Origin of the sequence: Stieleria mannarensis, from assembly GCF_014154935.1 — a bacterium.
GTDB classification, from domain to species: domain Bacteria; phylum Planctomycetota; class Planctomycetia; order Pirellulales; family Pirellulaceae; genus Stieleria; species Stieleria mannarensis.
Genome location: NZ_JACEHH010000096.1, coordinates 1 through 9848, shown reverse-complemented (window position 1 = coordinate 9848; position 9848 = coordinate 1). Strand labels below are relative to the sequence as shown.

The 9848-nt window shown below is 55.8% G+C and carries 7 protein-coding genes; 4 read left to right on the top strand and 3 right to left on the bottom strand.

Translation table 11 applies throughout. The features are described from left to right. A partial coding sequence (locus H1B37_RS32075; RefSeq protein ID WP_182871367.1) for a hypothetical protein occupies positions 1-449 on the bottom strand: 449 nt, incomplete at its 3' end. Positions 450-1094: 645 nt separating this feature from the next. Between H1B37_RS32075 and H1B37_RS34690 the strand changes: the two genes are divergently transcribed. Continuing rightward, on the top strand, positions 1095-1322 hold the full coding sequence (locus tag H1B37_RS34690) for a transposase (protein WP_353620971.1): 228 nt from the start codon (positions 1095-1097) through the stop codon (positions 1320-1322). Between the two features lie 883 nt (positions 1323-2205). Here H1B37_RS34690 and H1B37_RS32065 read toward each other — a convergent pair. Beyond that, the gene (locus H1B37_RS32065) at positions 2206-3810 is read right to left on the bottom strand and encodes a glycoside hydrolase family 20 protein (protein WP_182871366.1); all 1605 of its coding nucleotides are present in this window, start codon (positions 3808-3810) and stop codon (positions 2206-2208) included. A gap of 379 nt (positions 3811-4189) precedes the next feature. On the opposite strand from H1B37_RS32065, the gene H1B37_RS32060 reads away from it, so the two are divergent. Then, the gene (locus H1B37_RS32060; RefSeq protein ID WP_182871365.1) at positions 4190-5530 is read left to right on the top strand and encodes a right-handed parallel beta-helix repeat-containing protein; all 1341 of its coding nucleotides are present in this window, start codon (positions 4190-4192) and stop codon (positions 5528-5530) included. A gap of 897 nt (positions 5531-6427) precedes the next feature. Continuing rightward, positions 6428-7480, top strand: coding sequence for a hypothetical protein (locus H1B37_RS32055; RefSeq protein WP_182871364.1), 1053 nt, complete (start codon positions 6428-6430; stop codon positions 7478-7480). Positions 7481-7750: 270 nt separating this feature from the next. Here H1B37_RS32055 and H1B37_RS32050 read toward each other — a convergent pair whose 3' ends face one another. Further along, a complete protein-coding gene (locus H1B37_RS32050; RefSeq protein ID WP_182871363.1) occupies positions 7751-8164 on the bottom strand; it encodes a hypothetical protein in 414 nt (137 codons plus the stop codon). 383 nt (positions 8165-8547) lie between these two features. Between H1B37_RS32050 and H1B37_RS32045 the strand changes: the two genes are divergently transcribed. After that, positions 8548-9231 (top strand): hypothetical protein, encoded by a 684-nt coding sequence (locus H1B37_RS32045; RefSeq protein ID WP_182871362.1) that lies wholly within the window; start codon positions 8548-8550, stop codon positions 9229-9231. The last annotated feature ends 617 nt before the right edge of the window (positions 9232-9848 follow it).

The following is a 9848-nucleotide window of genomic DNA, read 5'->3' as shown; positions in this document are numbered from 1 at the left end:
TCGCCTACCAAAGAAACCGAAGCACGAAATGAACCGACGGTCTGATTTTCGCCACCGACTTCCAACGAGTATTGTCCGGGAGGCAGTTCCGCGACAATCAAACTCGAAACCGAGTTCGCAATGTCATTTGAGTGGTAATTTAGCGGGTAGAGTGCTCCATCGACGCTTCGGATCTGCGCCGATGCAGGATTCAGTTGAGACCCGGGTAAGGGGTCAATCTTGAAGCCGAGAACCTGTTTTCCGCGACTGCCGAGGAAACCATCGGAATCAATTAAAAAGTCTGTCACAGCGCGTGAATCAGATTCTTCTACGACGCCGTTCAAATAGGCAAACACGTTCTCCGCTTCAGCGTCCAAGACTACGCGCGGTTCCAGAATCTGAAAGAGCGACTTGCGACTTTTTCTTCTCTTTCTTCTGCGTTTCATTCCTGAGTGAGAGGCAATGGTCATTCAGATTCCCCGAGGCTTCTTGCATGTTGATTGTTGCAATTTGACTTGTCTTTTTTCGGCCGATTGCCCAAACGCCAGACTCATCAAGGACGAACGCACCTGACGATGCGTAGCCCAATCGATGTGTACACTAGTTGCGTGCCAGGCTGAAAAACAGGAACGCAACCGGAACGCATTTCAAGAATTGACACTACAGCCATTGGCGTTCCTGGTAGGCCGTGTTGGGCTTCCGCTGCTGGGGCACGAATCCCTAGTGGCCCGATCGAATTTTGAACAGCGGTCTTGTTGCTGTGACGTCAAGAATTCGTGTGTCCCCCTCAGCGACAATAAGGAGACAATAAGGAACCGCCCGCCGAACCATGTAAAGAGATGCAGCGCTACGCCCGGTCACAAGGGGCTATTTGGCCGTATACGGGGCCGCGTCATCAATTTGCAATTCGAGCATGAATGCTGGGTGTGACAAAGATGGTACGACGATCGCACCATAATTAAGCCGTAGACAGGACTTTGTCACGGTATTCCGTGTTCAAGCCAGCGGTTTTTCGCTTCCGCTTAAGGCTCTTCTCCCGAGCGTCCCGCGTGTGGAGTGTCGTCACAAACTGACGAGCGAAGTTTCAGTTCGATGTCGCGTCTTGGTTCAGCCGGCTGATTCTCACAACATTTGCTTGTGTATTGATAGACGTCCCGAGCCGGCTCGGCCTGTCAGATGATGAGCCTTCACGCCTTCTCGTAAACGTCCTTCGTTTGCGTCTGTTGAAGATCACCGCATGTGTTCGACTGACTATTCGGCGCGTGGTGTTTCACTTGGTGATTCACTGTCCTCGCTCGGAATCGTTCAAGCTCATGCACCCCCGTGTTCGCCTCAATCTCTAGCGATTCCCATCCTCTCCGATTGCCGTGCCCCAATGGTTCGCTGACGAAAGGGGCCGTCTGATCGAAGCAAGCAGATCGAAAACCGCCAAACGACAACAAAGGGGCATACCAGGGGAAGGAAAAATTTGCCGCCTGCCAACGATGTATCGAAGTGAAACGACATCGCCGTGAGGCTGGTTTTCGATTCCGGCGGCGGGCGCCTGATATTCCCGAAGTCCGATCTTTCCCCCCCCCAATCGAATTCCGGTGGACTTTGTCGGTTGATCAGCTGTCACTTTGGACAACCGAGTGCGTAGCAATCGTCGCCCCTCAGTATATTTTCAGATCCGAAGAAGAGTTGATGTGCACGAGCGTCGCAGGCGAGCAATGCTCTCAAATGCACGGACCGGCCAGGAACCCGAGTGCAACTCAGACTTGACCGAGCAACGATGCTTCGCGGAACGGCGGTGCTGGTGATGGTTCGGCTCAATCCCCTCGACAACAGCGGCGTGGTTGCCGCCCTTGGCACGTCGCCCGCACCGATGAACCTCGATGCATCGGTCTATCGACCAAGTGAATTTTCGGAAACTTCTGCGCCGCGGCGGTCAGATTCACCTGCTGCACGAACCTCGATGGTTTGGTGACGGCGGGCGCCTCGACCAAACGGATTTCGTTCGGCAGTTTCGCTGCGTTTTCCCCAAAATCGCAGACCAGACCCTCGACAAATGGCAGGAAAATGGGGGATCAGCGTTGTCGCAACCGATCACGCGGTGGATCGGATTCGTGTAACGTATTAACTCATCACCGTGCATTTCGATGGATGGAACGGGAATCATTGCCAATCGCCGCGGGGTTAAGCAGGGGAATGGGAAACGAACGCACTGACGGGGTTCGCGCCGGCGGCTCATTCCTTGTCCCATGCGGCTTCCGCGAATGCTTCGAGATGGTCGAAGTTTCCGGTCCAGGTGGTGTACATCACGCCATTGATCCCGTCGTCGTCGTCGCCCAGACTCAGCCAGCTGCGAATGCGCCGTGGATCGCTGTCGTAATATCCGGCCAGCACCTGCTTGAATCCCTGCTTGCCAAAGAACGGCAGGCTTTCTGACGCTTGGCCATGATTCCAGTTCACAATGGTCATCCCGTCGGGCAACCCTTCCCATGAGCGCGCCAGGTCGCCTTGCACCAGGTAGAACTTGTCGCGTGCGTTGTGATGCGGGTCGAACATATCCGACCAAACGCACAGCTTCGCTTGACGATTGATTTGGCGCACTACCGCGGCACATTGGCGAATGTTTCTCGCGAGCAGCTCTCCCGCGGAACGTCCGTCGCGGTGGCAGGCGGGGCACCAATCGGCGACGCGGATTTCATCGTGGGAGAGGAAGTAAGTCCTTGGCGAAAAAAGCTCTTCCACAAGCTTGACCTGTTTGGCCAACACGCGAAAGACTTCGGGGTCGGCTAGACAGCATGTGACTTGGTTTTCATAGATCGTCACGGTGTGATAGTAGCTGACCCGCAATCGATCGCCGTCGCTCACTTTCGCCGCAGGCAAGAGCCTCAGCTTGGGCGGCTCGTGATAAACGTCGTAGCTTCCTGAATACGGAACATTCCCCAGTTTCGGATCAGCGAGCGGGGCAAAGTCCACGCCTTCCCGCAACTCACGTCCTCCCTCGATTTGCACTTTCAGCGGGCAAGAATCGCGGCGTACCAAGTTGACGAATGCCGATTCTTCCAATCGCACATCGTCCAGCCAAAAGCGTCCATCGCCACCGTTCCAACAGCCGACGTAGAAATTGATCTCAGTGTTGTCCAGGGTGTTGAACATCACATGATGCTGCCTCCATCCCTGCGTCGGCTTGACGCCCAAGTTCGAATACGACAACGTCCGCCCGTCTGCACCGATCGCCATCATCCGCATGTTGCCGGCCGTGCTGAATCTGTCGGTCCTGATCCAGACGCTCGCATGCAGTAGTTGGTATGGCTGAACTGCAACCTTGCGAATCACTCGCCCGTTGCGACCAACGAGGCTCTCGAATCGCAGTGCCGCTCGGCCACCATGCTTCAATTCGGTGTCGATGAAGCTCGCATCTTTGGGGAAATCTTGATAGTTCCAACCGGACGCGATGTGCTCTCGGAACGATTCAAAGTCGCCACCGGGTAGAAAACTCTCTCGCGAAGTTAGCGTGGCAGTACCGTCTCGGACGACGAAGGCCGCGTCTTTTACGGGAAGCCCTTCCGCCAGATTCGGATTATGTGCGAGCAGTCCGTCGCTGTAACCTATCGGGCAAACGGCAGGGATGATCTCCAACTCGAGTTGGCGGCAACTCTCCTTGAACTGCTCCACGTGACGGAAGTAATGACGTGGCACACGATCAAGGATATTGAGTTTGTAATCGGCCAGAACAATACTGTTGTAGCCCGCTGCTTTTGCGCGCTTGGCGATCGCGACCGCCTTGGCGACGTTCGCTTCGACCTGCAAGTTCAGTTGCAGATAAACCCAGCGACGAGACACTTCTGCGGCCGAGAGTGACCCCACGCAACAGAGTAGCAGCGCAATCAAGGACAAAACAGAAAGGCGATTTGACATGGCGGGCGTCAGCAGGAGCGGGAGGCCTCAAATGACGACTATGCTAACAGATGTGTTGACGTCGCGTCGTGAACCCGAACGGACCCAATTTGCACGAAATCCGCGAATACTTCCAACACCTATCGTGTCTGAGTTCTTGGGCACTGGATGGAAATTCAGGCGGAATCGGGCGGCCCCGCGGTGTTCAGCGACCTCCGCCAAGCTGAATGATGAACCCCATGATGCATGATGCTCAACCGATCGGGTGATGAATTGCTATTTCTGAAACTGGACGGGCAACCGACATAGGACTTGGAGGAATATCATGAGTGTGCGACTGCATTTGTTGACTTGGTTCGCTTGGCCGCTGATCATCGCCGCCGGTTCCGCGATTTCCGAACAGGAGGCTCCGTGGCAATTAGGGCGGACTTCGCCGCACTGGGCTGACGCAAAACCCAAACGCGTTCTGCAATTGAAACATGATCCCCAGAAAACCGATCCGGAGAACGGAATCGCTCTCAAACAGGCTGTTGTGATGCTTCAACCGGGCGATATGCTTCAAATCGGGCCAGGTCGCTACTCGGTCGACGAGAAGTTCGACGTGGACCTCCTTGGTTCCTCAGAGGCTCCGATTTGGATCGTCGGGGCGGATGCTCGCCGGTTTCCGATCATCACGAGGTCAAACGCGAGACAAAACGTGATGAATGTTGGTGAGCGGTCGCGGACGGAGTACCTCTGCCTTCGCCAGCTCGAATTCACCGGCGGCAGTACATTGATCCGCCTTTACGACTGCCATCACTTTTGGCTCGACCGGTGCCATCTGCACCATGCCGGAGCAGAAGGGATCACCGCCAACTCGCGCGACACGAGCCATCTGTTTGTGACCCGAAATCACTTCCATGACTTCACCAATCCAAACGCAACCGGCGAAGCAATGTACCTTGGCGGTAATCACGGCAAGGTCGTGATGTCCTACTCGGTTATCGCTGACAATCACGTCCACCATTGTGGCGGTAAACAGGGAGACGGTATCGAAGTCAAGCAAGGATCGCACGACAATTGGATCTACCGAAACCGTGTTCACGACACGAACTACCCCTGCATTCTTGCCTATGGAACGGGTGGCAAGGGTCTGAACGTGATCGAGCAGAACATCTGCTACCGGAGCAACGACAGCGTTCTTCAGGTGCAAGGCGAAGCGATCGTTCGCAATAACCTGCTGTTGGCCGCTGCCGGCGCGGGCTTCGCTAGCACGGACCATCAGGGAGAAACCAGGAACTTGACTTTCGTGCATAACACCATCATTTCACGCGCACGCGGCGCGAATCTCTCCAGCTGGAACGACCGTCAGGGCATGGTCTTTGCAAACAACGCCGTCTACACCGATCGAGGCGATGCGCTGCGGTTCCCTCACGGTGCAAACGGTGTATCCGTGTCTGGAAACGTGCTCGTCGGTCAGGTCACTGGTGTGGAGGAAGATTTCACCGTCGGTAACGATTTGACCGACTTCGCGAATGTCTCTTGGGACGGAGCCCGTCGAACTGCGATGCCAGCGAAGAATAGCCCGCTGATTGGACGAGGGGACGAGAAGTACGAAGTCGCCGTCGATATCACGGGCAACAAGCGTGGCCGCCGCTTGACTGCCGGAGCCTTCGATGCACCATGATGGGACTTGGCGGTTGTAAGAAGTGCGACCTGAATACGATTCGCAACCGGAAACCAGAACGCACATTGCCCTGTTATTTGTCGATCGGAGAAGCGGAAGACTACCGTTCGTACTGTTCATTGCTGCCAACCGGCCGACCGCTTAAAACGCCTGGCGAGTCCGGTAATCCGTAGCCAGCCGTACCAAAAACTCGATTGCCTCCCGATCGAAGCTCCAACAAACGTCTCCTCTTGATTTAATGCTCCGGCTTCATCGACCAATGCAGCGAATTGGCAAGCACGCTTTGCCGATCTTGGACAAGCAGCCAAGTCATTAAGATTCTGGTTCCGAGCGGATTTGCTCCGGCGTGGCGTTGATAGGCACGGTTATCTGGAATTCGGGCGCGACGGTCGACGTCGAAGCGATAACGGTGGATGATTCGCCACTGGCATCCAACGTATTTCATTGCCCAGCTCGTTTCGGCCTGAATGGTCTTCGCGTCTAATCGGGGTTGCCCTCGGCGCGGCGGTCAGATTCACCGCTGCACCGAAACGAAAGACGGTACGTGCGTTGAAGGGTCCAAGCTCGGCGGCGAATCGCGAGGCCGTGATCAATAGGACCAATCGGACAGATGCGACCGGCAAGCCTGACGTGTCCTATTGGTCCCATCGCACGGTCATTGCCCCATCCTCGAAAGCTCGGCAAATCAATTTCAGACGGGGATCGCTTCGCCTCGATTGTTGCCGGGGACGTTTGATGGGGGCACCACGTCGAAGCCCGCACTCAATCGAAGCCCTGATACGCTAAACTCAAATCGACGTCGATCTGTATTTGAACCTCTCAAGGGCCTTCACGAGAAATGGGGATTCAAATCTCTATTATTCGTGAAGGCACGACGGTCAGATAAACTGGTGGTCTATGGATCGATCAGAAATCAATGAGCTGAAAACGGTTTACCCGTCCGCACGTGACCACCAGTCTCGAGTCGCTCCCGGGTGGTGGGTGACCGTTTGCATCGGGGCGGTACTAATAATCGTTGGAGCTTGCCTCTATTTTGCCGACGGCGTGAATGCACTGGGCAAGCAGGTTGCGGTATGGATGGGCGGCATTGGCGTCGCGGTTGCATGCTCTGCGCCGATGCTTCCTCGTTCCGTCGTCGTTTTTCTGGGGGGATTGTTTACCGAGCAGAGCGCGCCTGATACGGTACTGGCTAGCGAACGTCAGCACCAATCCTCCAATCTTTTGCTCGAAGCTGGAATCCTGATCGCGGTCTTGTTGCCGGTCCACTTCGCTATGTTTCTCCTTTTCGACCTCAACATGAAGGTCGTTGGCATTTCCATTCTTGTCCCGGTTGGATGCTGGTCTTTTTCGATCATGTATCGCCAGAAACTGCGACCGAGCAAAAACCTCATCCATGAATTGGAACCTGAACTCGAATCATGGGACTATCACACCAGAGACGAGAAGCCGTTCAAAGACTTCCTGCGACACTCGTTTTTGAAGCTTGGCTTGAGTTTTGATGTCACCGAAGTCTGGGCTAAGCATTGCGGCGGTGGAATGATCGTCTGGGGCCGATACGTTAGTTCTGACGTTGTGGATTCGGGTGTTTTTTGTGCCTATGAACCGTATAGACGAATGGCAGGATCACATGTCGGCCAGCTGATGGCGACCCGCGGTTCGGTCTACGTCGACGAAGTATCGAGCAGTCTTTTTGGCACCCTTCGGTTTGGCGCCGCCACGTCGCTCAATGGCGTTCCTTGGCAACACTATGGGGCGTCCATCATTTGTCGTTTTGACGTTGAGACCATTGTTTCGTTGAAACGCGGGGCAACGGACACCGGCCATGAGCTCAACGCTGGCAAACTGATTCACGATTGGGAGTTGATCATCCTTGACTTAGCAGCAGAAGCGGCCGAAACAACACCTCGAAAACCCGCCGGCCCAGACAGATTCAGGGAGCACCAGCCATGAATGTCGTCGGACCTGTGCAGGCGGGGCGAAACTTTCGACGTGCGAAGGCCGGTTGCCACGGGCAAGGCGTCTGCCCCAAGGAGCGTAAATCGATTGACGCTTTCGGTGCGGAGGCTGCATCGACTGCGGCGCCGAACGAAGTCGGCTCTGACGCGGCGGTCAGATTCACTGCCGCGCCGAAAACAATGACTGACACGCTTCGGTGGGTCCAACCTGTGCGCCGAAAACCTGAGGCGGGATAGTGAATTAGGGGCTTCGATTGCGGCGTTGCTAATGCAGTTGTCGGCTGAACTGAAAGCGGAAGGCTCCGTCGCATTGGCGGTCGGTGGAGGCGCGTGGGACGGCGTAGCCGATGGTCAATTGGGATTGCTGATGGTGTTCGAAGGTGGTGCCAATGGCGGCGCTGGTCAGGCTGGTGCTGCCGAGGAAGTCTCCGACTTGCAGGTTACCGGCGGTGACGATGCCGGATTTGTCCAGCGAACTAGTGTGGTGGATTTCGGCGGTGGGAATCACGGCGGTCAACAAGTTGCCGTCGTCGTTCTGATAGACAAAGCATCCTACAGCCAGGTCGAAGAAGCCGTAGCTGCGGTCGCGAAGGGATGCGGCGTGTTGCAGGCCGGTGCCGTCGGGGTTTAGGTAGACCGCGTTGTCACCGGTGGCGGCGACCGCGTAACCCGCAGCCACTGGTTCCCAGTCTCCGCGAATCGGTTCGAGGGACTCTCGAACCTCGGGAAAGAGCGGAAGAACTCTTGAACCCGTCGTCGTGTCGCTTGGGATCGTGATTCGGTCGCGAGAAATCGAAATCGGACCATTAGCCGCGTTGTCTCGTTCGGCGAACGTCGACCACCCGAACGGGCGCTAACGCCGTGAAGCCTATATCGGTTTCTGCACGGAGTGCGGAGCCGAACGCGAAATGTGCGAACCGGACGCAGACAAATATCGATGTGGGGTTTGCGGGGAATCCGCTTTGCAAGGAGCGAAAAAACTGTTGATTATGAGCTATGTTGAGTATGAGTGAACGTCTAGAACGGGGTGTCACTTTCACTTCACTTTCAGGATTCATATCAATGACGCAACAACGATTCAACCCTTGGCTACTGTTTCTCATCCCTTTCGCCGCTCTCGTGTTCGGGCTCACGTGGATCGAAAGCTCACCCCCTTCGTACTGGGCCGAACGAGCAGAGCAACAAGAGCGGAACGAAATCGCCCCGGGGACTCGGGACAAGTTGAAAACGGTCTACACTGCAATGCGAGCCGCGGAGCGGTCGGAAGAAATCGAGCAGACTTACAAGCGGGAGCGAGTCCGGCTCGAGAACAAGCGGGAGCAAACGAGCGAAGAGAAAGCTATCGAAACTCTCGAAGAGTTGGATAGGTTTCTCGAGCGAGCCCAACGCGAGGTTTCCGCTTACCACTTGGGTCGAGCCGCAGAGCGAGAGCAGGAGTTTCAAGAGGCGGATCGAGAGGTTGAGCGAACCCAACAACGACTCGAGGAATTCAGGCGAAAGCAAGCCGCTCGAGAGTTTAAGCGAGCGAATGCGGCCGCGAAGGGACATATTCAGGAAGTGAATCGGTGGCTCAAGAATAACCCCGGTCCGTCGGAGCCGCTCTCGGAAGAGTTGAAACAGTTTCTACCGCTCGAGACTCAGATCGATAATGCTAAGAGCAAGCGGAGAATCCGCGAGTTGGAAGCGGAGCTAAAAGAGCTTCAACGAGACTCAAACGGAGCCGCTCTCAACCCGTACGTTGATTAGCACTCACGAGTACGTTTTTGTTGCCTGAGCCCGAATCGGTTTCGACCGGCTCGGGTTCCTTTACTTCGTTGCCGAGTGTTCGGAGCGACGCAACTGCGGCGGACACCGCGTCGCCGTGATCCGCTTCGAGATGCGGGAATAGAGCGAGGGCTTGAGTCCCGCCCTGGGCATCCCGCTGGACTGCTCCGATTAATTCATCTCTGTTCGCAGGGGGGGGTGAAGCCGAAAGACGTAGTGGTTGTGAATAATCCGGAGGCTATCGCAGCACGCGGGCGTACTGAAAGCGGAAGGCTCCGTGGTATTGAGCGACACCTGAGTCGCGAGATAGACGACCCCACTCGCAATTGCACAAGCCGGTTTCCGAACTCCGGTGTCGGCAACCGGAGCTCGCAATTGTCGGCTGGAATCTGCTTCGGTTGTCAGCAACGAACGCACAGAGCAGTTCGCGACATCGGCGGCGATGTTCACTCTCGCGCACAAAAGTCACCGATAATCCGCAGCTGTTCACGATCCCTGCGAATTAGCTATCTACCGAGAGCGCGTGGGCCGACGCAAATTGGTGCGTGTAGACGCATGACGTTGGCGAGACCTCGTATAATCGGTGCTTCTCTATTGGA

Coding starts and splice junctions, on each gene's coding strand:
- H1B37_RS32055 (WP_182871364.1), top strand. CDS start 6,428: ATGGATCGATCAGAAATCAATGAGCTGAAAACGGTTTACCCGTCCGCA.
- H1B37_RS32045 (WP_182871362.1), top strand. CDS start 8,548: ATGACGCAACAACGATTCAACCCTTGGCTACTGTTTCTCATCCCTTTC.
- H1B37_RS32060 (WP_182871365.1), top strand. CDS start 4,190: ATGAGTGTGCGACTGCATTTGTTGACTTGGTTCGCTTGGCCGCTGATC.